This window comes from Limibacter armeniacum (genome assembly GCF_036880985.1).
Taxonomy (GTDB): Bacteria; Bacteroidota; Bacteroidia; order Cytophagales; family Flammeovirgaceae; genus Limibacter; species Limibacter armeniacum.
On the sequence record NZ_JBAJNO010000008.1, the window covers coordinates 2,160,496 to 2,185,148 of the forward strand.

Genomic DNA, 24,653 nt, shown 5'->3' on the forward strand with positions numbered 1-24,653 from the left:
AAATAAAATGTATTATTCGGAGTAAATAAAACATTTTTTGATTGAATAGAGATGGGAACAATTAAAAAGCATAGTTTTTTAGACTTGAAGATTGGTGCTGTAGGGGAATATGCAATGGTTATCGATCTAACTGAGTTAGACAAATGGAGAGGATTGGGTTGGCTGACTTATCAGGAGGTTAATTTGCCTGATGGAGATGAGGAGGCATTTTTAGTATATGGTGATCTGGATAAAGAATTACAGACATTGGTATTTAATAGCCCTCCCTTACTGAAAGATATCTCCCAAAATGAAATTATTGGAAAGAAAGTCTTGGATATTACAACTCACTTAGGAACTTATGGAATGGGAGGTGCTGGATTTTTTGGGATGCTCTTGGATAATTTTGAATACTTGACATATGCAGTTTGGGGAGCTGGTGATTATGTGATTATTAATGATAGAATAGTTGAATGCAACCCTGAATACTATCATAAAAGTAGACCTTGGATATCAGACTATGGTGATAATCTTTCATGGGATGAACTTACAGAATATATCAAGGGAGGAATTATCAAATCGTATTTAATAAAGGATGATACCTGTGAAATAGTAGTCGAAAAAAGTACTGAAGAGATTAAGGTTGAGTTTGTTAGAAATGATAAAAGGTTACCAAGGAGTAGAGGTAGAAAGCGAAATGCATATAAAAAGGGTCAAATAGCTGATTATATATTATTTCAACATGAAGATGCAGTATTAGTTGTTTGATATGGTTAAGCATACTTCAGAAGCCCCACTAGTCGTAGGTTTATCGAAGCGATCCTACGACTAATATTGTATCTAGTACTAAAATAATGAGTGAAATGACTGAAGATAATTTTAAAAAAATAGTGATTGGAATAAGTGCTTCGGATACTTTTGAAAATACAGAAAATTGGTTGGCTCGTGGATTAAATCCTTCTGACCAAACTGTGATTGCAATTCTAAGAAACTCTACAAATGACTTTCTTGAAAAGCTTGAAAAGATATATTACACCAGTGAGTCTTCTGAAACAAAGCTAAAACAAGTTTCAGACATTGTTGATGAGCTGTCGTGGGAGGAGCTTGATACAGAAGAAAAAGAGTTTATGGCAGAAACGCTGGCTCCTGCAATTGAAGCAGCAGGATTTGATCCTTGGGCTATATTTTAACTTTAGACTATGAAGACAAGAGAAATAGTGAGAATTTACCCAATTGAGAGGGGGGGACTGTTGAGCTAACAATGAAAAAATGCGTAATAATAATAAAGTTAGAATATATCCTGTGATTGAAATGAGTCCTTGGCAAATAGATGGAGGGGAAGATATTGAAATTAGAGAAGGACAAGACTTTTCCGAGTTTGCAATAGAGATATTTAAAAAGAATGGGATTGAGAATATTGAACAGCTAGATCCATATGGTTATTGTTCCATTAAGGTTTCAGACATTAGTGATAATGATTTGAAAATTTTTATTGATAAGGAAGTTAGTGATGCAGAAATTCCCGAGAATGGAATTGAAGCCGTTGGTCCATTCAGTGGAGGTTTAGTAATTGTAGTAAATGACCAAGTAGTACATCATCAATGTTGTGGAGATATCTCGGATTATAAAAATTGGAAGACATTTCTTGAGGAATCACCTGAAGATTGGAGTCAGATTTGGATAGGGCATCCATGGTTGTATGGTAGGGTTCGAAAAAATAATGTTGAATTGTCTGATTATATTGAACACACAGGGCGTCTAGAGAAAGATTTGCCTGTCCATCTACACGTTGATAAAGCAGAATTTGAATTACAGTTCAATTTAGCAATAGAGGAATTGTTAGCATTCAAAAAACGAATATATATGGTTTTAAAATCAGAAATGAAGGGAGTTGCAAAAGAAGTTTCAGAATTATTAATAGAAGGTGATGGTGACCCTAACAACCCTGTATGAGGTAAGTTAAAATGTGTATTTTATAAATATTTGTAATGGGGTATGCTAGTTCAAGAATTAGCGAAGCGGTTCTTGGACTTTTTTTGTATAAAGCAAATAGCTTTAACTATAAACTTATGAAGATCACCCTAAACTAGATGTACTGAAAGTATCGCTTCAATAGAGCTGCATTCTGCATTGCTTTGTAGGAGCTGTATCTTTTTTTTTACCAAAAAAATTACAAGCCTAAAAATAATAAGACCTTGTCATTGTATCTCTTGTACGATGTTGTGGTGTTTATTTTTCTAATTACAGATCATTATTTTTTTACTTTTCTTATCTAGAATTACATCAGATATACTGTTTGTGAATGGTTTTTTGAATCTATATTTATGGGTGTTGCGTTAAGTGAATCACATACCTTTTATGAAAAATGATTAATCACTTAAAGCAAACTAAAAGTATATGAAAAAGTATACTGATTATCTGAACCCAGCAGAACAACTATCTAATTTTTCAAGTTTATCAGCTTTTCTGGCAGTAGTACAGGAAAGAGATTTGAAAAGACAGGAGATTGAAAATGATTTAGCCAACCTAAACTTTGAAGACAATAAGGACAGGGATGTGGAAAGGAAATCACAAAGAGCGATTGATGATCTTTCCCGTCAGATTACATCTATTGACGCAGCGCTTGCCACTGAAACGGATGATGAAGAAATCAGGGCGCTGAATATCAAGAAGCGTGTACTGGAAGGTACATATGAGAAGAAACAATACGATTTGGAGGTAAGGCGTAGAAAAGAATTCAAGGAAGAGCAAGTAAAGCTTGACCTTGAAAATAAATTGGAAAACCTAAATGAGCTGATGGTAGCAATGTGTACAGAGTTTTCTAATGGAACAATAGGAACTGGAACTGTTACCTATAATGGAGTAGATTATACTGCTTCATAATTTTTGACCTAAAGGTATGTACTGAAAAGGGAACGATTTTGATTGTTCCCTTTTTTATTTTCGATTATTGATATGATTATATATACGATTTTTGTTGTCTATAATTATTTATTAAAAGAATATGATGCGTTAAATAAATAAAGTTCAGTTCAGTATATTGAGATGTTTTTAACTTAAAATAAATGCATATGTGGAAGACATTGTTTGGTAAAAAGAAAACTGACAAGGAAATAGAGAAAATGAAGGAACAGTCAGAGAGTGGTGATTATAAATTCTATCCCATTCTGAAGCCAGGTGACTGGGTAGGTATTCAGGCAGGAGCATTAAAGCAGACCCTGATCGGAACACAGGAAGAACCTCAGGTTGTAGTTGGGTTCGGATATGACACGCCTGAAAACTTTATTTTCTTAACGCATCAGGATCTGGAGAAAATGGATGGTAACCAGATTTTAAACGATGCCTATCAGAATTTGGAAGATTTTAAAACCGAATTTGAGCCAGTGGGTTCATTGGATAATAAGGTTTTAACCTCAAGTGGTTTGGATTTTTCAAGTGAAAGAATTCTTTCAAAGAACCATATGCTTGAGGCACATAAAATGTTGGATGCAGAGGAATTACTGGTATCTATTGCTAGAAGAAGGTGTATGATGGTGACTTCAAGAGCTGCTGACGATGAGCTGTTGAATACGTTTATTATGCTACATAATGAAACATGGAATGATGATAGCTATGGCAATGCACCAATTGCTAATATGTTGTTTGTGGTAAAAGAAGGAGATATTGTTGGCTCTATTCCATTGCAGTAATTAGTGCTTGCGTTTAGATTAAAATTTTTTTACACAATGAAAAGGATTTCAATTTTTTGTGCCATTCTATTTTTTATGGTTGGCTGTAATACACAGAAAGATAAACAATCAAACAATGATGATCATATCCCTGATAGCTTGGTTGAAGTACAGGCTTTATTGGATAGTGTCCATGCCGAAGATCATAAATATCGAAATGGTCTGGGAAGTTTGATTGAAGAACACGGATGGAATTCTGAGGAAGTGCAATCACAGTTTAAGAAAATGAGTGAAACGGATTCCAGTAACCTTATTCTGGTTGAGGGAATTTTAGCGAAACATGGTTGGTTAGGAGGTTCATCAAGTTCTACTTTATTTCTTGTAATTCAGCATGCTGATCAGGCTACTCAGGAGAAATACCTTCCTGTAATGAGACAGGCTGTTAATGAGGGAAAAGCAAAGGCGCAAAGTTTAGCGCTTTTGGAAGATAGAATTCTATTGGGAAGAGGAGAGATGCAGATTTATGGCAGCCAAATCTTGACGGATTCTTCAGGTAATAGTTATGTTCGTCCATTGATTGAGCCTGAAAAAGTGAATGAAAGAAGGGCCGAAGTTGGTCTGTTGCCAATTGAAGAATATGTGTCACAGTGGGGGATTGAATGGGATGTAGAAGCATATAAAAAGCAATTGCCCAAGAGACTTGAAGAATTGAAAGCGCAAATTAAGTAAGGCAACTATGGGAGTAACATTTGTTACTCCTTTTTTTATTTCTTCTGACAGGTAATCAATCTCTGTAAGAAGAATTTTTATTAAAGCTCTACACAGTTTATTTATTCTAATCACCACTCTCTTATTGTCTGTATTATTTTATGGTGTTGTGGCTATACTTTTTTATATTTTCTTATTGAAAAGCATCTTTTCATAATTAGACTCCTTTTTGAAACCCAAATTCCCACTCACCTACAGGCTTTCTATGAAAAAACTCACCCAATCAATCCTTATACTTGTTTTGCTTTTAGCTTCATGTGGAAAAGAAGATAAATCAAGTACAGAACAGCATACTGCTTCACCCTCCACAGTTTATTTTAATGGTGATATTATCACGATGCAGGGAGAACAACCCGAATATGCTGAAGCAATTGCCGTCAGGGATGGTAAAATCATTTTTGTTGGAGAAAAGGAACAGGCATTGAAGCAAGCAAATGAAAATCCTGTAGAAGTTGATCTGAAAGGGAAAACGTTGTTACCGGGATTTATTGATGGACATGGACACGCTTGGAATGCAGGGTTTCAGGCGGTGTCTGCTAACCTATTGCCCGCACCCGACGGTACAGGAAACAGTATCGCAACCATCATTGATTTGCTTAAAGATTGGAAAGATAAAAATCCAAAAGCAATTGAAAAGTACCGCGCCATTATAGGGTTTGGTTATGATGATGCACAGCTGAAAGAAAAGCGTCATCCGACAGCGGCTGACCTTGACAAAGTTTCTGATACTATTCCGGTGCTGATTATTCACCAGTCAGGCCATTTGGGTTCGATGAACCATAAGGCTTTGGAGATTGCCGGATACAAAGCGGGAGTGAAAGATCCTCCCGGCGGAGTAATCAGAAGAGAGAAAGGATCGGACAAACCCAATGGTGTACTGGAAGAAATGGCCTTGTTTATTCCATTGATCAAGTTTATGTCTACCCTAAATCCAGAAGCCAATGAAATCATTGCCAAGGCTGGGGTGAATGCCTATATCAAATTCGGGTATACCACTTTGCAGGAAGGAAGGGCAACAAAAGATGCTTGTGAGACTTGGAAAAAGTTGGCTGAGCGAAATGAATTACCTGTAGATTTGGCTGCCTATCCTGATATTCAGGCAGAGATGGCTTATATGAAAGCAAATGGTGTACAAAAAGATTACAACAATCATTATCGTATTGCTGGTGTCAAGCTTTCGTTGGATGGCTCGCCTCAAGGAAAAACGGCTTGGCTGACAAAACCCTATGTTGTGCCGCCTCCGGGAAAACCAAAAACCTATGAAGGTTATCCTGCCATTAAGGAAGACGAAAAGGTGATGGCTTTTTTTGATTCGGCTTTCAATAATGACTGGCAGATTTTGGTGCATTGCAATGGCGATGCGGCAAGTGATCAGTTTATCAGGGCTGCATCTCAGGCTACGAAAAAATATGGGAAAAAGGATAGAAGACCCGTTATGGTTCACTCGCAGACGGTAAGGTTTGACCAACTGGACTCCATGAAAGCGCTTGGGGTAATGCCCTCCTTCTTTTCAATGCATACCTATTATTGGGGAGATTGGCATCGGGATGAGACGTTGGGAAAAGAGAGAGCTTACAAGATTTCGCCGACCAATACGGCGATGAAAAAAGGGATGATTTTTACGGAACATCACGATGCTCCGGTGGCACTTCCAAGCAGTATCATGATTTTGCATACAACCGTAAACCGAACCAGCAGAAGTGGGGATGTTATTGGGCCAGATGAACGAGTGAGTCCATATGTCGCTTTGGAGAGTATCACCAAGTGGGCAGCTTATCAGTATTTTGAAGAAGATAAAAAGGGGATGCTGAAAGAAGGAATGTTGGCAGACTTAGTGATTTTGGATAAGAATCCGTTGAAAGTAGCGCCAGAAAATATCAAGGATATTCAGGTGTTGGAAACCATTAAAGAAGGTAATACAGTGTTTAAGAAGGAATGATTAAAATAGCTTTCATTTCCTTGTCAAGTTCAATTTTACTTATCTCCCTTTTTAAGGAATTATTCGATAGCAAATTACCTTAATAGTGTACTGTGTATAACACAGCTTAACCTGTCAGAAATCATTAAACCTCTTTTCAGTTGTTCAATTTAAAACAATAGGTATGAAAGTATTATTTGTGCTTACATCACACGAAAAGTTAGGTAACACGGGGGAAAAGACAGGGTTTTGGGTAGAAGAATTTGCTGCTCCTTATTATGTACTGACTGATGCAGGAGTGGATGTTACGTTAGCTTCTCCAAAAGGAGGACAGCCACCCATTGACCCAAAATCTGAGACAGAAGATTTTAGTACCCCTGCTACAAAACGTTTTGATTCAGATAAGGAGACAAAGGAAAAACTGGCGCATACATTTAAGCTGAGGGATGTAAAAGAGAGTAATTATGATGCAATCTTTTATCCCGGAGGTCATGGTCCTTTGTGGGATTTGCATAGTGATCAGGATTCTATAAACTTGATTGAGGACTTCTATTCAAATGGGAAACCAGTGGCAGCCGTTTGTCATGCGCCAACAGTTTTACTGAATGTGGATATTGATGGAAAACCCTTGGTCAATGGGAAAAATGTGACTGGATTTGCAAATACAGAGGAGGAAGCCGTCCAGCTGATAAATGTTGTCCCACATCTGGTAGAAGACCAGCTGAAAGAGAAAGGAGGTCATTACTCAAAGGGTGATGATTGGGGTGTCCATGTGGTGGTGGATGGGCTGCTGATTACAGGACAAAATCCTGCATCCTCTGAAGAAGCTGCCAAAAAACTGCTGGAGTTACTGAAGAAGTAAAGCTTTGTAGATAAAGAGAAAGACCTATTCACCTCGAATAGGTCTTTTTTTGTCTTGGCTGCTTATTTAAGCAAGAATTGAAATAGAGATTTTCTACTCTAATCTTTTCCCATATTATGAGGTATTAAATAATGATGATATTATAAGAAAGTACCCATCAAAAAAATCATCGAGAGAATAAGTCTGGAGGTGTTCATAGATGACATCCTTTAATGTGTTACATATCTATGAAGTTAAACCAATTCAACTATGAAAAGAATGACCTCGGTTTTATTGGGAAGGCCTTCCAATCGTACCTTCAGTAGTGGAAAGCCTTTTAAGAAATGATATAGCAAGCAAGCATCTCAAATAACAGTTTCCAAGTCTGGTTTGAAATCAATTGCTACATAATTGGAAAAGCCATACTCGATTTTTGCCCAAACTTCTCTTTCTTGCCCACTTGCAGAAAGCACTATTAATTTTCGGTACATGATTGGTTTTGAGTAATTGGATTTAATGAATAGTGATATTTCAACAGTAGGGAATGGGCCTGTGCTTAAATATTCTGGGGATTCGGAAGAAACCAAGGTTAACCCATGCTTTTCAAGTTGTGGAATAATAAGGTGGTTCAGGTCTTTTTTCTTATACTTTTTAAGCCTGTATATCGTGTAGATAATTGCGAATACTGCGAATAGAATATATTGTAAACCCATATGTATGAAATTAGACAAGTGAAAAAACATCCCACTCTCATCAAGTGGGATGTTTATATGTTTGACAAAAGTATGAATCATTCTGCTTGGTAGAAATACCATCTAAGACTAGTTCTTTTTATGATGCCTAGGTTCATAAATTAACCTGACAAAAGAGCTGAGTCTCTCATTTTCTCTGTTTATTGGGATTCCCCCAACAATACCAATCATTAGGTTGTCTGTAATCCCAACCCTCATCTGGGGTCTTATAGTGGTCTCAAGGACACCTGTATCAACCGTTTGATTGAATTCAACACCAATAAAGTTTCTTGTGCCGGGTATCATATAATGAAAACTCGTATTGATATCATAGGTAGAATGGTATTCCTTAGACTCAAAATCCTGCTCAATTACAGGCCCTGTATAGATCAGTGAATGGAAATTGTTTCCCCACCTTTTAGCGACGATCAGAAAGGGGTTGTAAACGTTTCCTGTTAAGACGGGACTGCCAAACTGCTTGAAATCTGAGAGAACAAATTCATTAATATAACCAATTGCCATTGAGGTAGCCATTCTTTCATTCACAAAGAATGTCCATTGGGTAGCTATCTTCAAACTTTCAATCTTATTGGCAAGGATAGTATCTTCACTAGCATTACCTATAGGTGAATGAAAGGTAAAAGGTAGTTCCACTTCCAGTCCCAATCGGTCAATGGGAGCAAACTCATATTCGATCAGTGCTTCATAACTGTCGTGTGAAAGCTTGTCAGTCATGCCAATTCCAACATTCCATTCTTTCTCACCTTTTCTGGCCCCTAAGTCACGGATCAGGTCAATGTAAAGCGGTTCTGCATGCAATACCTTGATAGGTTGTTTGTCACTTTCAACTTCCTGAATATATAGGCTGTCTTTTAAGGAATTCTCTGTTTCCGTTTGGGCAAATGTATGGCTATACAGTGCCAATGACATGATTAGCACCAACATGTTTATGAATTTCATTCTGATTTGATTTTTGACAATAAAATGACTGGCTGATAATCCATGCTTAGGATTTCAGCTTCAATAATTTATCACGAAATCAAATCAGACTTTGGGAGGGGGAGAATCTATTTGACTGAAGCCCAACGCCAAGGTAGCGTCATATTCATAAAACCTAGGCTTTTTTTCCTGTTGGAGATAAGTGGGATAAACTATTGAACGCTCAGCCATAAAAGCGAGGTCCAGTTTAACTTTAACAGGACTGATATTTTCCTCAGAATCAGGATCATCATATTCAGCAATAGCATTTTCAAAACCCAGTATCTTTTCAACGACAATTTCTATAATACTTTCTTGATCATTGATACTAAGGTCTTCTGGGAGAAAGCTTGGCGTAGCATCAGGTGCATCCACACAGATATTTAGCATATACAAAGCTATAAATCTGAAGAGGATTGGCAGTAGTTTGCTATGTCGAAGTTTTCTTACCACTAAACTTGAATTGCTGTGCGTTGAGTCAAAAATACATTTAGGAACAAAAATAAGTATTGTTCCTAATGTGCTACAAGGATATAAATTTCAGTAGAAATAATTGGTATGTTGGTTTTGAAGATTTGTCAATAAAGCTAAATGGTTTAGGGTAATATTGTTTTTGAGAATACACTCTGTTGTAATTGAATCATTCTATTTTGAAATCCAAAAGAAAATATGTAATTCCGACTCCCAATTTATTAGAATATCAAAGAAGCGAAGTATAAGAATGGAGATAGTAGTAAGACCTGCTGAGTTAAAAGATGTTAGTTGTATTCTGGAAATTATTAATTATGAAATCCTAAATACAACTGTCGTATATGATTATCAGACCAGAACCTATGAACAGCAATTGAATTGGTTTAGGCAAAAGCAAAGAGATAATCAACCCATTATTGTAGCAGAAATGAATGGTGATGTGATAGGCTTTGGTACTTATGGAAGCTTTAGACCAAGAGAAGCTTATAAATTTAGTATTGAACATTCTATCTATATCAATGCAAAATATAGAGGGACAGGAGTTGGTAAAATTCTAATGAGAAAACTAATTGGTTTAGCAAAACAGCAAGGGTATCATACAATGATAGCGGGGGTTGATGGCTCAAATAAAGGAAGTGTCGAGTTTCATAAAAAGTTTGGCTTTACAGAGGTTGGACACATAAAAGAAGTAGGGTATAAGTTTGATAAATGGCTTGACTTAGTGTTTTTACAGTTAATTTTGACTGAGTAGAGCAAAGGGAAGTTTGTTTTTATAAGTTGCTGTCTGTCGTTAATCTGATATTTAGTGGGTATTTTTCTTTTGCCTGCTCGATTGTTGTTTTTTCTATATCGGCTCTTTCAAATAGAAACTCCTCATATGCTTGAACCAACTGGTAGATTAGCATATTTGCATTGTTCAGTGGTTGATTTGGAGTGAAAACAAGGCTAAATACAGCGTCATGTGGAGATTCCGACAACCTTGGATCCTTTCCATAGTTGAGGATGTTTTTTCTTACCCAATCATTTAGCTTCTCTTTACTGAGAAGCTCTCCTTTAATTTTATATTCCTGCAAATCACCTACCTCAATAACGACATCTGCCCTGCAACCTTTGTTATTAAAACCTGCATCAAATAATACTGGAATTCCTTTATTGCTGTCTTGGATTGAGCTGATTTTCTTTTGCTCGAAGTCATAAGGTATAATTATCCTAAGACTCGTTGAATCATGATTAATCTTGAAAAGAGACGCTTGGATTTCCACTAGATTATCAGACTGTTCAATGTCAAAATAGCTGATGTAGATATTTTCTGATGCTATATTCCCTACCTGTTGAGTTATATCAATTTTGTAATTGCATGCCACTAGGGTTACTGATATTGATATGTATAAGAGCGTAATAGTTAAATAGACCTGAGGTATTAAGGTTTTCATAAGAAGGCGCATTTCAATAAGTAGGTAGTGTATTGTTTTTATTGATAATAATTTACTAATCTAAAGTTACATTCATACAGTGATTTTTTTAGAATTCGTATTGTATTCATTGTAAACCCCTTAAAAGTCTAATATTTGAGGGGTTTATTGTTTTTTATAATAAGGGTGATATGGGGTTATAATACTGATCTTACTTGCGATTTTATTTATTTATGAAATTATTAAATGAATATGTAATTTTTAATACTTATTACGTTTGAGTTGTATTGATGCTCAATTGTTAGAAGATGAGAAGTGAGTGTTTATGATTAATATTAAGTATGTGATTGGTATTCTATACTCAATAGAATATATGAATAGTTTGTGTGTTGATATTTGATTGGTTTTGATGTAGTTGTAAGTAATAAGGGTTCGTTTTAAATAAATTTTTATTATCATTTTTAAGTTACTGTTGTAAATTATTTCAACCATTTATCGAGTTTTTAGTGCTTAATCAGTATCAATAGTACACATGTGTAATGTTTTACTGTAGTGGATTTTTTGTTATTGGATTTTACTTGCTTAGTTTTTCTGTTTTAGAATGGCCGAAATAACTAAAGGTTAGTGATACTTTTAATGGAAGATGAAGCACTGAAATTCTCAACCAGAATTAATACTTATGGAAAAAAACAAACTTTTTTATGTTGTGCTTACCATATTGGTACTGATAACTTTTGGGTGTAGTGATCAGGATGATTCAGGAGGAGTTTACCAGCCTAATTACCTTCCAAGTTTAGACGCAGCAACATTACCGGCTAGTAATAGAGCTATGATTATGTTTGAGGATGATGAGAGTCCATCTAAGATGTATGATAAAAATGATCGTTGGTTTAGGGTAAATCAACCATTACAAGTCGTTCAAAATGGTAAAGATTCAGTGCAGATTTCATTGTATTCGCCTGTTGGCTTATCTGATGTTAAAATCTATGCAAAACTGCCAAATTATGACAAGCGATTCGTGATTTTCAATTTTTCTCATATACCAGCTTTTCACCGTTCATTTCATAAAATACCATTGACAGAGGGAGATTTTGATTATGAATTGGAAACGGGTAATGCTGTTACAATCGATAAGATAGAAGGGTTTTCTTCAGGAGCTATAGAGTTTTCAGTTGAATCAGAGGATCCTCTTTTTCTTAAATTCCAAAAAATTAAATCAACTCACTTAGTTCAATTTCATGATGCCTATCATATTAATGAATATGGTAAATTTCTACCTATGAACCCTGTACTAGCAAAAGAAGCAATTACTATGATTATTAATTATTCATATGCTTTAAGTCATCCAATCTATTATGATACCTTTACCAATTTTGATGCTTACAAAAAAGATCAAGCTGAGCTTGCGGGTACTTCTATAAATGGCGCAACAGACTGGCATGGCAATGCCGCAGATTCAGTTGGTTACTATGATTATTTTACAAAAGATGAAATTGAAAACATATATGGGTATTATCTTGATGATCGAACTCTATATATGGCAATGGTAGGTGGAAGTGCAGCATGGGGAGGTGGACCACTAGCTTCACAATGGGAATCTAGCTACATAAGAGGGCACTGGTTGGGTGATATGTCTATATGGTCGCATGAATATTCTCATCATATTGGATATAGTCACAGTAGCAATTTGGCTAATAGTGGTGAAGGAGGAGGGCAGCAAGAAATGCTGACTCAGTTTTATAAGTATTTGATTTACTTAGAAGATCTTCCATTTACAGACCCTGAAATTTTAAAAGGATGGACAAAAACGGAATACTTGAGTGGTACATACCAAAAGCCAGTTTTTGAGATCAATGACAACAATCCGTTTTTGTTAAAATATAAAGGAGAAGGCAAATGGAATTAATAAATACAATCAGCATGAACAGGGTACTTATATTAGTTTTATCTCTTTGCCTATTTTCTAATTGTAGTAAAGAAGATAACATTGAACCTACCAATTATATATACTATTATCCTACAGATACAGATGAAATTACAGCTGCATCAATTGGGGACGGAACAGGAACATTTGATCCGAAAGGAATCGCAATTTCTAATGATACATTATATGTATGTAATGGAAATGTCTTAGAAATATTTGATGCTATTACGCTTGATCACATTAAGACTATTACACATTATAAAAAAGGTGATATTTCTATCCAATTATCCTATTTATCTTCTATTAGTATTGATAATGGGCGTATTTATATTGGAAGTACAGAATCCAGATTGTTTGTGCTAGATGAGGCAACTACACAAGGAATAACAACTGTTGGAAACGGTCAGTGGTGGCAGACTTTCGTGCATGTATTTGGTGTAGTGGCTGAAGATGATTTAGTATTTGTGAAAGAAAAAAATAACATCATCAAAGTGTTTGAAGCTTCACAAATCAATGATACTAGTGATTGGAATTTAGCACCATATGCCAAATTAAATACATTGACAGGTTACACGGAAATATACTCGATGGATGTAGTTGATGGACAACTGGTTGTAGCAGGAAGGAATGCGAATAGTTATCTATACTATAATATTGATGACATTAAAGCTCAAGCAGATAGTTCTTTGACAACACCAATTGAACCTACAACTGCTCCTCTTTCTGGAGTAGTACCAACGTCCGTTATATTTAATGATGATTGGTCAATTACATCAGAAGCTTCAGGAGGTTTAAATTATTTACGCATCTATTCGACTAGTGATTTTCTTAATAAAGATTATAATCCATTTGTGAACGCTTCAGATATTATGGGTGAAAATTCATTTGGTAGTATTGTAAGTGTTGCCAAACTTAATGACTTACTTTTCTTGTCTGATAATTCTAATAAGAAAATAAGGGTCATTAAACTAAATGAAGCTACAATCTCAGAGCGATAGAGTAGTATAATGATGTAGATATAAGACCTTGTTATTTTAACTAAAAAAGTCAAACCAACTGTGGTTTGACTTTTTTGCTTTTGAATATATTTTTTTTAATGGTCTTGCTCCTTTATAAGAATAAGCTAAATGAATGGGTATCTAGACTTATTATTCTTTAGCTTTTAGGTATGAGTCTGTACATCATCCCATTCCTCATTCATATAATTGGTTAACCAATTCAAGGAGTAGTGCCTTTCATATATTACACTTGGATTTATGTTGCCACCAACATTTTGCCCATTGATTCGTGCATCTACACAAGCCCAATGCATTCGGTAGGTTCTATCCAGTTCATCTAGAATTTCCTCTTTACTTCTTAGCTGAGTCAAACTTTCAAATTCTTCTCTGCTAGGTTTCAGTACCTTACCGACAATGGTCGCAACATCACAGATATCACTAGGATATTTTAGTTCGGGCATCATATTTAATGCCCATAGCATGGTATAAAGACTTTCATATCTCCAGCTGGCAATAGTTCTCTCTTGGTTATCTAAATTTTCATTATCAAAAAGTTTTTTTTCAATAGGAGAGAAGCTATCTATATTTTTTTCTGTGACAATTCTAGACAAGTGTTCCTGTTCGACTCCTTCACCTTTTGCAGCGATGATCAACAGCGCTAACGTCCTGTCAACTACTTCCTCTAACGTTCTTATTTGAACCTTGTCAATTGCTTCAGTACAAGGCAGGTTTTTGTTGATCTTTATCCCATTCTCTTCAAGAAATGCTTCAGTCTGATTCTTCCTGTCTAATTGTTCATTTGAGTAGTTTTCAGCAGGGCCGTCATAATACTTGGCTTCTACATTAACTTCAAGGTCTTCAATATTGCAGTTTCCTTCAGTATCAAGAATCAGGTTCAATTCCTTATCAGCAAAATATTGAACGTCTGATTGGTTGAAGGTACTGCTTGGTTGAGCAAAAATAAAAGCATCAAGTTGGTAAGTGATTTGACTTAATATTTCCTGAAAATCAGGAAGCATATCAGGTTCAGCCATAAATGAGATTTCACAGTTTGCTGACAATATTTTATAGACAAACTTATTTCTAATGTCTTCATTTTTGGCAGGTAATGATTGAACAAAGTTAGCCATTCCTGCAAGATTTTGGGTCAATTCACATTCTATATTGTTGATCGTATAAGATGGATTAGCCCTTTGGCGGGAATTGATTTTTAAGGTTTTGTTTTTGCCAAATAGCCCTCCGCTAATTGTGGCGACTAATGACTTGTGCAAGTCTCCATCGTTTACTTCAACTTTAGCATTAGGTAAGCTTGATTTTACAATCTCGATGACCTTGTCAAAATAAAGGTAGTGACTGTAAATTGTACAATGTTCCATTTGTTTTGGTTTTATGTAAAAAAATAGTTTTTCTATCTGTTTATCAGCTATGAAATATTAATGCAATAAAAAGTGTCTTATTGGAATCAGGTTGAAAAATACATAAAAGAAAACCTCCAAAAAAATCAGGTTTTCACTGATTTATTCAGAGGTTTATTGGTTAAAAACCAAAATCAAGTTATGAGATTTGAAATAGCTTAAACATTTCCGTACATATTGGATTGTCCACCATCGATAGCGATAGTTTGTCCGCTTACATATGAACTATCATCGCTCAACAGAAATGCAACTACTTTTGCTACTTCCTCAGGTAAACCTAATCGTTTTGTAGGGTTAATCTGAGCGTATTCTGTCTCTGCTTTTTTAGGATTTTCAGGATTGATCTGGTTAAAAGCTTCTGCTACCATTGGAGTCAGAATCGCACCTGGAGCAATTGCATTGGTAGTAATGCCATATCTACCATACTCCAGCGCCGCATTTTTTGTCATACCAGAAACAGCGTGTTTACTAGCTACATAAGGTACTTGATTGAGTACTCCACGGATACCTCCCACAGATGCTACATTGACAATTCGACCATAGTTTTGCTTTTGCATAACAGGCAACACATAGCGCAAACCATAATATACACCTGTCAAGTTGATGTCGATTACCTTCTTGAAAATATCGACATCATATTCCGTGATAGAAGCTTGTCTTCCTTCAATGCCAGCGTTGTTGTAAAGGCCATCTATACGACCAAATGCTTTTACGGTCTCGTCTACATAGTTTTTCACAGCATCCTCATTTGAAACATCTGCTACTATTGAGACGATCTCTGTAGATGGGTATTCGCTCAAGATTTCATTTTTAGCAGTAGACAAGCTTTCTTCATTATAATCGACCAATGTCAATTTTGCTCCTCTTTCTGCTAGTACTTTTGCTGTAGCAAAACCAAGTCCCATGGCTGCTCCAGTGATAATGATTACTTTGTTTTTGAAGTCTGTCATCTGGTTGAAATCTTTATAGTTAAAAAATAAATTAAATATGTAATCAGAATAGCTAGTTATTCATGGATAGCTTCAATATTTCTTTATCAAAATGTATTGCTATACATATATTCCGATTTTTTTGTGTTAGTTGTTAGTTTATAGTACGAAAAGTGATGTGTTAACGATTCTATTCTTATGTGCTATTCAGAATTATTTTGAATAATTAAATAAGTGTTGCAACTCTATTTTATATATCTACTCTAACACTTGGTATTTCGATTTGTTTTTAATGATTTATTGGTAGTAAAGCTATTAAGGAAGGGGAGCGCATTAATTGGTATTTTAATCGAGGTTTTTATTAAGGTTAATTAAGAATAAACCTTTTAAGGAAGTGTGATTGTGGAGACTTATGTAAGTTTATTAATTAGTGATAATTGCTATTGTATCGATATATTATAATGTGTTTTTAATAAAAAAAGCGGAGACTGACTAATCAGACTCCGCTTTTAAATTTAAAATATAGTTGAGGTTTATCTCCTCAATACTGATGAAGCTTTTGCCAGTTCCTCTTCTTTTAAGGCTCTTCTCAGGATTTTACCTACTTCTGTTTTTGGCAACTCTGTTCTGAATTCAATATGGCGAGGTATTTTGTAACCTGTCATATTTTCTTTGCAGTAACTGATAATCGATTCAGGAGTCAAGTGCTCATCTTTTTTGACGATAAACACCTTAACAGCTTCCGTTGATCTTTCATCCGGTACACCGATGGCTGCTACCTCTAATACATCTGGGTGACAAGCAATCACATCTTCGATTTCATTAGGGTATACATTAAAGCCAGATACCAGAATCATATCTTTCTTGCGGTCTACGATTTTGAAATAACCGTCACTGTCCATCACACCAATGTCACCTGTTTTGAGCCAACCACTTGGAGTAAAGGTCTTACGCGTTTCTTCAGGTATGTTCCAGTATCCGCTCATTACTTGTGGTCCCTTTACACAGATTTCCCCAACAGCACCTTCCTCGAGTTCGTTGTCGTTGTCATCTCTTACAGAGAGTACTGTACTGGCAAGAGGTAGTCCGATTGTCGCCATTTTACCACTTCCGTCTAGCGGGTTAACAGATACAACAGGAGAAGCTTCCGTCAGTCCGTAACCTTCAGTAAGTGGGCAGCCTGTGACATCCAACCAACGTTCGGTAACCGCTCTTTGTACAGCCATACCACCACTGATACTGATTTTCAGGTTTCTGAAGTTGACATCGGCAAATTCAGGGTAGTTGAGCATACCATTAAAGAGTGTATTTACCCCTGTGATAAGTGTGAAGTCAGTCTTTTTAAGCTCCTTTATAAAGCTTTTCATATCACGAGGGTTCGGGATCAGGATATTACTGGCCCCGATTTTCAGCATCGTCAGGAAGTTGACACTGAAAGAGAAAATATGGTAAAGAGGCAGTGCAGTCACCATTGTTTCTTCTCCAAACTTGGCACCGTGAGCACGCAGCAAAACATCCAATTGCTCAATATTGGCGATAATGTTTCGATGTGTCAACATCGCTCCTTTAGCTACGCCTGTCGTACCTCCTGTGTACTGAAGCAGTGCTAGGTCTTGTGTTGTGACTGGAATACGTTGGTAGTCACAGCTTTTGCCAGCCTTCAGGATTTCTGTAAAACTGAGTTCAGAAGGGAGGTCATATGTAGGAACCATCTTCTTGATGTGCTTCACCGCAGCATTCACAATGAATTTTTTAGGGAATCCGAGCATGTCCCCAATTTCAGTCGTGAAGATGTGTCTAATGTTGGTCTTGGATAAAATTGCTTCTACTTTATGAGCAAAATTAGCCAGTACCACAATGGCTTTAACGCCAGCATCTTTGAACTGGTGTTCCATTTCTCGCTCTGTATAAAGCGGGTTTGTGTTTACTACAATTAGTCCGGCTTTCAGTGCTCCGGCGATAGCTATGGGACTTTGTAAGATGTTGGGTAGTTGAATAGCAATGCGGTCACCTGGAAGGAGGTCAGTTTTCTTTTGCAGGTAAGCAGCGAAGTGTGTTGACAGTTCATCAAACTGTTTGAATGTCAACTTAGCGCCCATGCATTCAAAAGCCGTTTGTTGGCTGAAATTCTGAGCGACTTCAGTGAAGATATCCAATAGCGACTCATACTTGTCAGGGTTAATCGTATGAGGCATGTTTGGATGGTAGCTTTTAAGCCACGGATAGTCGGTCGTGCTTTTTACCATGGTTGATTTTGGTGTATAGTTAAAAATCGAGTTTGTATAGTCAATTAAATAGCTTATAAACAGCAGTTTATGCTTTTAACGGTAGAGTAGTGCTGGTAAATAGACTATTATAAAAGTGATCGTAAAACAAGTGTGACTATACATTATAGTTTGCAAATTTAATCTTTTTTAGATGAAGTATGATGTTTTTGAGTCATATCTGATAGAATATTTGTAAAAAGTACCTTTTATTTTATGTAAACTCTTCACATTCAGAGGAATGACGAATGTTATCACTTTTTAGTGATTTTATACATATATTTTGGGGTTCACCAATAAACTATGATTAATACTAACAAATTATGAAGAAGCTGATTGTTAAGTTTTTAGTGTCCGGTATCGCGGTTTTTACGGGAGCCTATATGATGGAAAGTGTCGGAAGTGGTGTCACAATTGACAATTACTGGACCGCCATTGTGGTAGCAGTGGTGATTTCCTTGATCAACTTATTTATAAAACCGATTCTTTTTATCCTGACCCTGCCGATTACAATTATCACGTTGGGGCTTTTTCTGATAATCCTTAATTCATTTACTTTTTACTTGGCAGGAAAACTGGTGGATGGCTTTGAAGTGCCGGGGATTTTTACAGCAATTGTTTTCTCATTACTGTATTCAATTGCAATGACAATTCTAGAGAATGTGCTAGGACTAAAAGAAGGAGAGGATTAATGAATCAATAGGGGAGGACACTCTTTAATAAAAAAGACTTTCAGATGTATTTCTGAAAGTCTTTTTTACTTACCTGAATGGTTTAGTTCAAGTCAAGGTCAATTTTCAACCCTGCTCTTACCCATCTTCCAGGCTGTTCTACAGAGACAAAATCTATGTATTTTTCATCAAATAAGTTGGATGCTTCAACATAGAAATTGAACTGATTGTAGACATAGTACAGACGTAAATCTACCAAAGCATATGCTTCGAATGGATTGTCAGTTGCTTGTATTTCAGCTGTTTCATCAAATGTGTACAGTGCATAATTTCTTTGTTGGTAATGCATCTTCCAGTCTGCATACAAGTTTTTGAATATACGGTGATTAATGCCCAAAACTGCTTTATGTTTCAGGTTACTCAAGCCGTATTTGGAGATGGCATTATCCGCATTGATGTCCATATCTAGGTAGGTATAGCTCAATGAAATGCGTTGAATAAAGAAATTGTCAATTAACCTGCCTGGTTTGAATTGTGCATTTACATCAACACCAAAAGTATTTAGCTCAGGAATGTTGGTTGCGTTAAATGTACCGGCCGCATCGTCTTTTACCCAATCAATGATGTCTTTTCCTTCACGGTAAAAAGCAGAGATACTACCACTTAATGGACCATCGAAATACTTAATACCACCTTCATATGTGGTAGCCTTTTCAGGGTTCAGGTTTTCATTACCAACATCTGTAGTAGATAGGTAATAAAGGTCCGTAAAAGTTGGAATACGCATGGATGTATTGACCGAACCGAATACACGCAGAGGGTCTACTATTTGATAAGAAAGGTCAATGCCTGGGAATACATCAAATGCATCTGCCTCACTTCTGTCCAAGTGTGAGTTCCAGTTAGCCATTAATCCTGCTGAAGCTGAAAGTTTGCCTATATCAAAATTGTGCTCCAAGAAAAAGCTGATGTTTTCTCTTCCGTCTTTTTTCGTGAATTGAGGTTTTTTGCCCTCAGGGTATCCTGCCGGATAGTCAATGTTTTCTCCAGGTACATCCTGAGGATTATCCATGTCTTTACCTAATACACTACTTCTAATATTTTCAGACCTTATATCTAACCCTACAGCGGTTGTACCTAGCTTTGAGTTGTACTGTGCACTGAGGTTAGTTCCATATGCATCTACAAGGTGATAGTTGTGGTCTGAGTACCAGCTGGCTGCATTCTCAAAATCACGGAATAGCTCAAAGCGATCTTGTGCTCTGTTCCAGTAGATTAATGGCGTGAATTTTACTTTTCCTTTAGTTGTGAATTTCAAGCTTCCGAAATAAGCTTTGTTTTGCTCAAACTGGTCAGGAAAGTTGGCTGAATAGAAAGTGCTGGCACCAAATGCTTTGTTGCCATAACCTAGTTGCATTTCAAGGTCACCAGCTTTAGTGCCTAATTTTCCCTGATAGAACGCATTGTACGCATTAAAGTCTGTATTGCGGGTATAGCCATCGCTTCCTTGCTTGCTAGCAGAAAGGTAGTGTTTTATCTTTCCTTTCTTAAGCGTACCAGATGCAGCTACTTTGTGCAACCCATGTTCACCAGCCATTACATGGGCAGAGATATTGTTGTTGTCTTTTGAGCCAGTAATAATATTGATGGCACCACTGAAAGCATTCGGTCCAAATACACGGGAGCCAGGACCTTGCAGGATTTCGACTGCTTCTACACTTTCAAGATCTACGGGGAGATTGAGGTTGAGGTGTCCTGTCTGAGGGTTGTTGATATTGACACCATTAAGGAGGACGAGGGCTTGGTCAAATGAACCGCCTCTAATGCTTATATCTGCTTGAATACCCATCGGTCCACGTTGGCGAACATCTACGCCTGAAACATATTCCAGCAGGTCTTGCAGGTTTTGGACGGGAGCTTGTTTGAGTTCTTCTCTGCTAATAACGGTAACGACTCTACCTTGCTCGGAATATACTTTTGGAACTCGCTGTGTGTTGACTACCACTTCACTGAGTAGTTGATCCTCCAGTCCATCTTCAGTCAGTGCAGATTCTAATAATGTAGAGTCACTAATTGTTGTGACCTGTTGTGCATCCTGTGCTAAAAGATTCAGGGGCGTTGCTGCCAACATGCCTGTTGCCAATGTGCAGATTTTGATCTCTTTGCCCAATGTCTTGAAAAGGGCATAAGGTTTTCTGCTCCAGTGTTTGAAGTAAATCATTGTTACAAATTATGAATTTGGTAAAAGTAAGGAGGCAGCTTCCAATTGGTAGCTGCCCGATTTATTGAAAGTTTAGTTCAATTCAATAAGAAACTTCAGCGTGTCCACACCATCTGCATAATCATGAAGTGCAGGGAACTGTGCCTGACCAAAGTTATAGCTTTCTGCTAACCACTGGTCGGAAGAAACCACACATTGTGTCTTCTCCTTGATCTCATCCAACTTTTGTTTCAGTTCAGCACCATTTTCATATTTCTCGTAGTACACCACAGAAATAGGGGATACCATCTCTTCACTTTCACGGAAAATGATACCACCGTTGTCAAGATGAGGAACCTTGTTTACCAGATATATAGACTTATTGTAGTCATAATTATTCTGGTACTTGTGGTTCATTCTTACCTGAATGGCAAAAGGCTCCAATGCCTCCAACAATAAGTTGATGTTAAAAGACGAAGGAATAAAGACTTTTGAGATGTTACGGCAGCCAAGTCCATAGTACATCAGGATATCATCCTTCAGTTTTGCAAGTACGTCTTTGTCTTCATCACCTCTGATCACTGCTACAGAAGACCTGTTTTTACGGATGATGTTAGGGTATTTACCAAAGTACTGCTCAAAGTAACGGGCACTGTTGTCTGACCCTGTTGCAATGACAGCTTCGATTTGTTCTGCTCTGCCTTCAGTAATGGTAATCATATCCTTAAATGCAGGCTCGATTTCAATCAGTGTTTCCAGTAACCAAGGCATCAGGTAAGTGTCCTGAGAACTAATCTTGGCAACCAGCTTATGTCCACTGATAAGGGTCGAAAGAGCATCATGGAAGCCTACCATTGGAATATTTCCAGCCATAATCACTAGCACAGACTTAGGGGTTACTGTGTCAGGAATGTCATACGCTGCAACCCAAGTATCCAAAGCATCCTGATTTAGGTAGACACCAATTCCTTTCAAGGCAGAAAGTACACTTTGTTCGTCAAACCAACCATTGCTTGAATTGGCACGAATCAACACCATCTCTTGTTCATCCTCAGTCAGGTTGCTGATCTTCTGACCGAGTTTAGCAAATGCTTCTACTCTTTCTTTTAATGTCATTACTAAAATTTTCTTAGCGATCTTCCGCTATTTATATTTATTTTTAATAACGTTTGTCTGATATTTGCCATCCGTTTTTAGAAGGATGCCCGATTGGAGGGCAAAATTACAGAAAACGATTTAAGAACAAAGATCAGAGAAAAAGAAAGCAGGCGGAAGAAAAGATCTGTAAGAGAAAAATAAACTTTGAAACCCTTAAAACAATTTCTTGTAATTTTCTCTTATATGTTTGTCACAAATTAATCTGAAAGGGTTCTATTATTGCGAATCTATTTAAAATTTGGACAATTACTTTAAAACTTCTTAAACGAGAAGTATCTTTGTTATTGACTGAAGCCTTAAAAGCATTTTTAAAACTTAAAAATAAAACAGTACGAGCGTTATGGCGATTATGATTACTGACGAGTGCATCAACTGCGGTGCATGCGAACCAGAATGCCCTAATACAGCAATCTATGAAGGTGGCGTAGAATGGACTTGGGGCGGCGGTACTGAGCTGGATAAAATTGAAATGGAAGATGGTACGGTGATAGATGGTAACGCTGAGCAAGAACCAATCTCAGATGAATTCTATTACATCGTTTCTGATAAATGTACTGAGTGTATCGGTTTCCACGAGGAGCCTCAATGTGCGGCTGTATGTCCTGTTGACTGCTGTGTGGATGACCCTGATTACAGAGAAAGCGAAGATGAGCTAGTTGCTAAGAAGCAGTGGCTACATGCAGAAGCTTAAGCTGTCATCAGTTTTAGGCATATGAAAAGGCGAGACTCTGAGGAGTACTCGCCTTTTGTTTTTATGATATGTGGCTATTTTATCTGCTTTGAATTGCTACATTGTTGTCACCAGAAGCATTCATCACCTTTTCCTCATCAGGAAGTTCAAGCTTATCCTCTCTAAAGTATTTGGATACCCAAAGTATAGAACCAGCTGTGATACTAAATACAACCAGAGTCGGGATACCAGTCGGACTGCTTACATGGTACAGTTGATCCATGGCATAAGCTGTCAGGACAGCCATAAGCAGCAACCTGAATATTTCAATGATAGGAGCCCATTTCTTTCCTTCCAAAATTCCTCCCCATGCTGTAATCATGACAAAGATAGCACCACTGAATATCCAACGGTCGGTTTCACTAAGTGGTGATTTTGTATGGACTGTGATGTACATGAACATCATGGCAAGGACAATATGAAAGATCAGGTACGGTTTACTTTTACGGAACTGCTTAGTCTGGAATTTGACCTGTTCTGACAGTGTATAACCTATACCGGCTACCGTTTCACCTTCATTTTCCATTCCCTTAGGTCTCCAGCCTAGTGGCATAAACCAAATCTTGATTTTGTCTATGAACCTAGGTGCCTTGGCTGCATCAATGGCTAACTCTTTCCAATATTGGAAATAGATGTTGGTAGGGTCCCATGTTTTCGGAGGGTGTGTTACACCGTAGCAAACTTCTTCCACTTCAGGCTCAAACGTTCCGAACATTTTGTCCCAAATAATCAAAAACTCTCCAAAATTCTTGTCGATGTACTGTGGATTGACACCGTGGTGAACCCTGTGGTGAGAAGGGGAGTTGAACCATTTTTCAAACCAACCCAACTTCTTGATCACCCTTGTGTGGTGCCAGTAGGAACCAAGCAAGTGCAGGGCAACCATAGAGTAAATGGCATCAGGAGTAAAGCCAAGTAACGGTAAAGGCCAGAATACTGAAAATGCAAATAGCCTTTGGGTTACACTGGCTCTCAGACCAACTCCGAGGTTCATCTCCTCAGAAGAGTGATGTGGCATGTGGGCTGCCCAAAAAATATTGATGGTATGCCCAACCCTGTGGAACCAATAAAACAAAAAGTCAATCAGGATCAGCAGAATGGCGAGTGACCACCAGGTAGTAGGGATTTCCCACATGGCAAAGTTGTCAAACAGGTAGCCAAATGATTGGTAAATGACAGCTGCCACGACAAGGTTGACGCATTGGTTACCAATGGCAGTACCGACGTTAGCAACGGTATCCTGAAACTTGTAATACCCATTGCCCTTGATAAAGCAGTAAATAATCTCAATTACGAGTAGCCCCAAGATGATAGGGGCACTGATAATGTAAACATTCATAATAGTAGTGAGAAATGTTAGTTAAATAAGGTTTCTGTAAATTTCACTTTCCTTAATCAATCATTTTGATTAATCGTTAATCTTCAATTGATTATTCTGTAATTTAAATAATATTAAGTGTTAATGTTACATAGTGATCGGTAAAAATCTTTAGAGAATGAGTTATCATTCAATAAATCAATTGATTAATTTCAATTGTGTTATTTCACTTTCAAAAGTGGTAGAGATGAAAAGAGGATGGGAAATTTTATGAAAATTT

General features: G+C 37.0%; 23 protein-coding genes. 13 read left to right on the forward strand and 10 right to left on the reverse strand.

The features are described 5' to 3' along the window. Nucleotides 1-51 precede the first annotated feature (51 nt). The 8 genes from V6R21_RS14810 to V6R21_RS14845 all read left to right on the forward strand — a co-directional run bounded on the left by V6R21_RS14810 (nt 52) and on the right by V6R21_RS14845 (nt 7,195). Nucleotides 52-747, forward strand: coding sequence for a hypothetical protein (locus V6R21_RS14810; RefSeq protein WP_334244406.1), 696 nt, complete (start codon nt 52-54; stop codon nt 745-747). Between the two features lie 95 nt (nt 748-842). After that, nucleotides 843-1,169 (forward strand): hypothetical protein, encoded by a 327-nt coding sequence (locus V6R21_RS14815; RefSeq protein ID WP_334244407.1) that lies wholly within the window; start codon nt 843-845, stop codon nt 1,167-1,169. 79 nt (nt 1,170-1,248) lie between these two features. After that, on the forward strand, nt 1,249-1,932 hold the full coding sequence (locus V6R21_RS14820) for a hypothetical protein (protein WP_334244408.1): 684 nt from the start codon (nt 1,249-1,251) through the stop codon (nt 1,930-1,932). Nucleotides 1,933-2,376: 444 nt separating this feature from the next. Next, complete coding sequence (locus tag V6R21_RS14825) at nt 2,377-2,862, forward strand: hypothetical protein (protein WP_334244409.1); 486 nt, start codon at nt 2,377-2,379, stop codon at nt 2,860-2,862. Nucleotides 2,863-3,050: 188 nt separating this feature from the next. Next, the gene (locus V6R21_RS14830; RefSeq protein ID WP_334244410.1) at nt 3,051-3,668 is read left to right on the forward strand and encodes a hypothetical protein; all 618 of its coding nucleotides are present in this window, start codon (nt 3,051-3,053) and stop codon (nt 3,666-3,668) included. Between the two features lie 36 nt (nt 3,669-3,704). Further along, nucleotides 3,705-4,376 (forward strand): DUF6624 domain-containing protein, encoded by a 672-nt coding sequence (locus tag V6R21_RS14835; RefSeq protein ID WP_334244411.1) that lies wholly within the window; start codon nt 3,705-3,707, stop codon nt 4,374-4,376. 244 nt (nt 4,377-4,620) lie between these two features. After that, nucleotides 4,621-6,354: an amidohydrolase gene (locus tag V6R21_RS14840; RefSeq protein WP_334244412.1), complete on the forward strand. Its 1,734-nt coding sequence runs from the start codon at nt 4,621-4,623 to the stop codon at nt 6,352-6,354. Nucleotides 6,355-6,517: 163 nt separating this feature from the next. Further along, nucleotides 6,518-7,195, forward strand: coding sequence for a type 1 glutamine amidotransferase domain-containing protein (locus V6R21_RS14845; protein WP_334244413.1), 678 nt, complete (start codon nt 6,518-6,520; stop codon nt 7,193-7,195). A gap of 344 nt (nt 7,196-7,539) precedes the next feature. Here V6R21_RS14845 and V6R21_RS14850 read toward each other — a convergent pair whose 3' ends face one another. The 3 genes from V6R21_RS14850 to V6R21_RS14860 all read right to left on the reverse strand — a co-directional run bounded on the left by V6R21_RS14850 (nt 7,540) and on the right by V6R21_RS14860 (nt 9,273). Further along, nucleotides 7,540-7,989, reverse strand: coding sequence for a hypothetical protein (locus V6R21_RS14850; RefSeq protein ID WP_334244414.1), 450 nt, complete (start codon nt 7,987-7,989; stop codon nt 7,540-7,542). 6 nt (nt 7,990-7,995) lie between these two features. Continuing rightward, nucleotides 7,996-8,865, reverse strand: coding sequence for an HAEPLYID family protein (locus tag V6R21_RS14855; protein ID WP_334244415.1), 870 nt, complete (start codon nt 8,863-8,865; stop codon nt 7,996-7,998). Between the two features lie 84 nt (nt 8,866-8,949). Further along, the gene (locus tag V6R21_RS14860; RefSeq protein WP_334244416.1) at nt 8,950-9,273 is read right to left on the reverse strand and encodes a hypothetical protein; all 324 of its coding nucleotides are present in this window, start codon (nt 9,271-9,273) and stop codon (nt 8,950-8,952) included. Nucleotides 9,274-9,604: 331 nt separating this feature from the next. Between V6R21_RS14860 and V6R21_RS14865 the strand changes: the two genes are divergently transcribed. Continuing rightward, a complete protein-coding gene (locus tag V6R21_RS14865; protein WP_334244417.1) occupies nt 9,605-10,105 on the forward strand; it encodes a GNAT family N-acetyltransferase in 501 nt (166 codons plus the stop codon). 19 nt (nt 10,106-10,124) lie between these two features. On the opposite strand, the gene V6R21_RS14870 is transcribed toward V6R21_RS14865, so the two are convergent. Then, nucleotides 10,125-10,787, reverse strand: a complete 663-nt coding sequence (locus V6R21_RS14870) for a hypothetical protein (RefSeq protein ID WP_334244418.1) — start codon at nt 10,785-10,787, stop codon at nt 10,125-10,127. Nucleotides 10,788-11,445: 658 nt separating this feature from the next. Here V6R21_RS14870 and V6R21_RS14875 point away from each other — a divergent pair. Together V6R21_RS14875 and V6R21_RS14880 are read left to right on the forward strand one after the other, a co-directional pair. Next, the gene (locus tag V6R21_RS14875; RefSeq protein ID WP_334244419.1) at nt 11,446-12,672 is read left to right on the forward strand and encodes a hypothetical protein; all 1,227 of its coding nucleotides are present in this window, start codon (nt 11,446-11,448) and stop codon (nt 12,670-12,672) included. Nucleotides 12,673-12,686: 14 nt separating this feature from the next. Then, nucleotides 12,687-13,688 (forward strand): NHL repeat-containing protein, encoded by a 1,002-nt coding sequence (locus tag V6R21_RS14880; RefSeq protein WP_334244420.1) that lies wholly within the window; start codon nt 12,687-12,689, stop codon nt 13,686-13,688. A gap of 164 nt (nt 13,689-13,852) precedes the next feature. Here V6R21_RS14880 and V6R21_RS14885 read toward each other — a convergent pair whose 3' ends face one another. The 3 genes from V6R21_RS14885 to V6R21_RS14895 form a co-directional block, all read right to left on the reverse strand. Further along, nucleotides 13,853-15,064: a DUF4272 domain-containing protein gene (locus V6R21_RS14885; RefSeq protein WP_334244421.1), complete on the reverse strand. Its 1,212-nt coding sequence runs from the start codon at nt 15,062-15,064 to the stop codon at nt 13,853-13,855. A gap of 197 nt (nt 15,065-15,261) precedes the next feature. Then, nucleotides 15,262-16,053, reverse strand: coding sequence for a glucose 1-dehydrogenase (locus V6R21_RS14890; protein WP_334244422.1), 792 nt, complete (start codon nt 16,051-16,053; stop codon nt 15,262-15,264). A gap of 512 nt (nt 16,054-16,565) precedes the next feature. Beyond that, entirely contained in the window at nt 16,566-18,278 is a 1,713-nt protein-coding gene (locus V6R21_RS14895) for an AMP-binding protein (RefSeq protein ID WP_334244423.1), read from the reverse strand. A 341-nt stretch (nt 18,279-18,619) separates the two neighbouring features. Here V6R21_RS14895 and V6R21_RS14900 point away from each other — a divergent pair, with 341 nt between their 5' ends. Continuing rightward, a complete protein-coding gene (locus V6R21_RS14900) occupies nt 18,620-18,988 on the forward strand; it encodes a phage holin family protein (protein ID WP_334244424.1) in 369 nt (122 codons plus the stop codon). A gap of 82 nt (nt 18,989-19,070) precedes the next feature. Here V6R21_RS14900 and V6R21_RS14905 read toward each other — a convergent pair whose 3' ends face one another. Both V6R21_RS14905 and V6R21_RS14910 read right to left on the reverse strand, forming a co-directional pair. After that, nucleotides 19,071-21,188: a TonB-dependent receptor gene (locus V6R21_RS14905; RefSeq protein WP_334244425.1), complete on the reverse strand. Its 2,118-nt coding sequence runs from the start codon at nt 21,186-21,188 to the stop codon at nt 19,071-19,073. A 72-nt stretch (nt 21,189-21,260) separates the two neighbouring features. Beyond that, complete coding sequence (locus V6R21_RS14910) at nt 21,261-22,283, reverse strand: acyl-CoA reductase (RefSeq protein ID WP_334244426.1); 1,023 nt, start codon at nt 22,281-22,283, stop codon at nt 21,261-21,263. Between the two features lie 382 nt (nt 22,284-22,665). Between V6R21_RS14910 and V6R21_RS14915 the strand changes: the two genes are divergently transcribed. Then, nucleotides 22,666-23,016: a 4Fe-4S dicluster domain-containing protein gene (locus V6R21_RS14915; RefSeq protein ID WP_334244427.1), complete on the forward strand. Its 351-nt coding sequence runs from the start codon at nt 22,666-22,668 to the stop codon at nt 23,014-23,016. Between the two features lie 79 nt (nt 23,017-23,095). On the opposite strand, the gene V6R21_RS14920 is transcribed toward V6R21_RS14915, so the two are convergent. Beyond that, nucleotides 23,096-24,394: a sterol desaturase family protein gene (locus V6R21_RS14920; protein ID WP_334244428.1), complete on the reverse strand. Its 1,299-nt coding sequence runs from the start codon at nt 24,392-24,394 to the stop codon at nt 23,096-23,098. Nucleotides 24,395-24,653: the final 259 nt, after the last annotated feature.

What these genes read in the sequence shown, in the direction of transcription:
- V6R21_RS14890 (WP_334244422.1), bottom strand. Translation starts at nt 16,053, where the DNA reads ATGACAGACTTCAAAAACAAAGTAATCATTATCACTGGAGCAGCCATG.
- V6R21_RS14815 (WP_334244407.1), top strand. Translation starts at nt 843, where the DNA reads ATGACTGAAGATAATTTTAAAAAAATAGTGATTGGAATAAGTGCTTCG.
- V6R21_RS14835 (WP_334244411.1), top strand. Translation starts at nt 3,705, where the DNA reads ATGAAAAGGATTTCAATTTTTTGTGCCATTCTATTTTTTATGGTTGGC.
- V6R21_RS14855 (WP_334244415.1), bottom strand. Translation starts at nt 8,865, where the DNA reads ATGAAATTCATAAACATGTTGGTGCTAATCATGTCATTGGCACTGTAT.
- V6R21_RS14860 (WP_334244416.1), bottom strand. Translation starts at nt 9,273, where the DNA reads ATGCTAAATATCTGTGTGGATGCACCTGATGCTACGCCAAGCTTTCTC.
- V6R21_RS14910 (WP_334244426.1), bottom strand. Translation starts at nt 22,283, where the DNA reads ATGACATTAAAAGAAAGAGTAGAAGCATTTGCTAAACTCGGTCAGAAG.
- V6R21_RS14840 (WP_334244412.1), top strand. Translation starts at nt 4,621, where the DNA reads ATGAAAAAACTCACCCAATCAATCCTTATACTTGTTTTGCTTTTAGCT.
- V6R21_RS14870 (WP_334244418.1), bottom strand. Translation starts at nt 10,787, where the DNA reads ATGAAAACCTTAATACCTCAGGTCTATTTAACTATTACGCTCTTATAC.
- V6R21_RS14825 (WP_334244409.1), top strand. Translation starts at nt 2,377, where the DNA reads ATGAAAAAGTATACTGATTATCTGAACCCAGCAGAACAACTATCTAAT.
- V6R21_RS14920 (WP_334244428.1), bottom strand. Translation starts at nt 24,394, where the DNA reads ATGAATGTTTACATTATCAGTGCCCCTATCATCTTGGGGCTACTCGTA.
- V6R21_RS14905 (WP_334244425.1), bottom strand. Translation starts at nt 21,188, where the DNA reads ATGATTTACTTCAAACACTGGAGCAGAAAACCTTATGCCCTTTTCAAG.
- V6R21_RS14850 (WP_334244414.1), bottom strand. Translation starts at nt 7,989, where the DNA reads ATGGTATTTCTACCAAGCAGAATGATTCATACTTTTGTCAAACATATA.
- V6R21_RS14900 (WP_334244424.1), top strand. Translation starts at nt 18,620, where the DNA reads ATGAAGAAGCTGATTGTTAAGTTTTTAGTGTCCGGTATCGCGGTTTTT.
- V6R21_RS14810 (WP_334244406.1), top strand. Translation starts at nt 52, where the DNA reads ATGGGAACAATTAAAAAGCATAGTTTTTTAGACTTGAAGATTGGTGCT.
- V6R21_RS14865 (WP_334244417.1), top strand. Translation starts at nt 9,605, where the DNA reads ATGGAGATAGTAGTAAGACCTGCTGAGTTAAAAGATGTTAGTTGTATT.
- V6R21_RS14845 (WP_334244413.1), top strand. Translation starts at nt 6,518, where the DNA reads ATGAAAGTATTATTTGTGCTTACATCACACGAAAAGTTAGGTAACACG.
- V6R21_RS14885 (WP_334244421.1), bottom strand. Translation starts at nt 15,064, where the DNA reads ATGGAACATTGTACAATTTACAGTCACTACCTTTATTTTGACAAGGTC.
- V6R21_RS14895 (WP_334244423.1), bottom strand. Translation starts at nt 18,278, where the DNA reads ATGGTAAAAAGCACGACCGACTATCCGTGGCTTAAAAGCTACCATCCA.
- V6R21_RS14830 (WP_334244410.1), top strand. Translation starts at nt 3,051, where the DNA reads ATGTGGAAGACATTGTTTGGTAAAAAGAAAACTGACAAGGAAATAGAG.
- V6R21_RS14820 (WP_334244408.1), top strand. Translation starts at nt 1,249, where the DNA reads ATGCGTAATAATAATAAAGTTAGAATATATCCTGTGATTGAAATGAGT.
- V6R21_RS14875 (WP_334244419.1), top strand. Translation starts at nt 11,446, where the DNA reads ATGGAAAAAAACAAACTTTTTTATGTTGTGCTTACCATATTGGTACTG.
- V6R21_RS14880 (WP_334244420.1), top strand. Translation starts at nt 12,687, where the DNA reads ATGAACAGGGTACTTATATTAGTTTTATCTCTTTGCCTATTTTCTAAT.
- V6R21_RS14915 (WP_334244427.1), top strand. Translation starts at nt 22,666, where the DNA reads ATGGCGATTATGATTACTGACGAGTGCATCAACTGCGGTGCATGCGAA.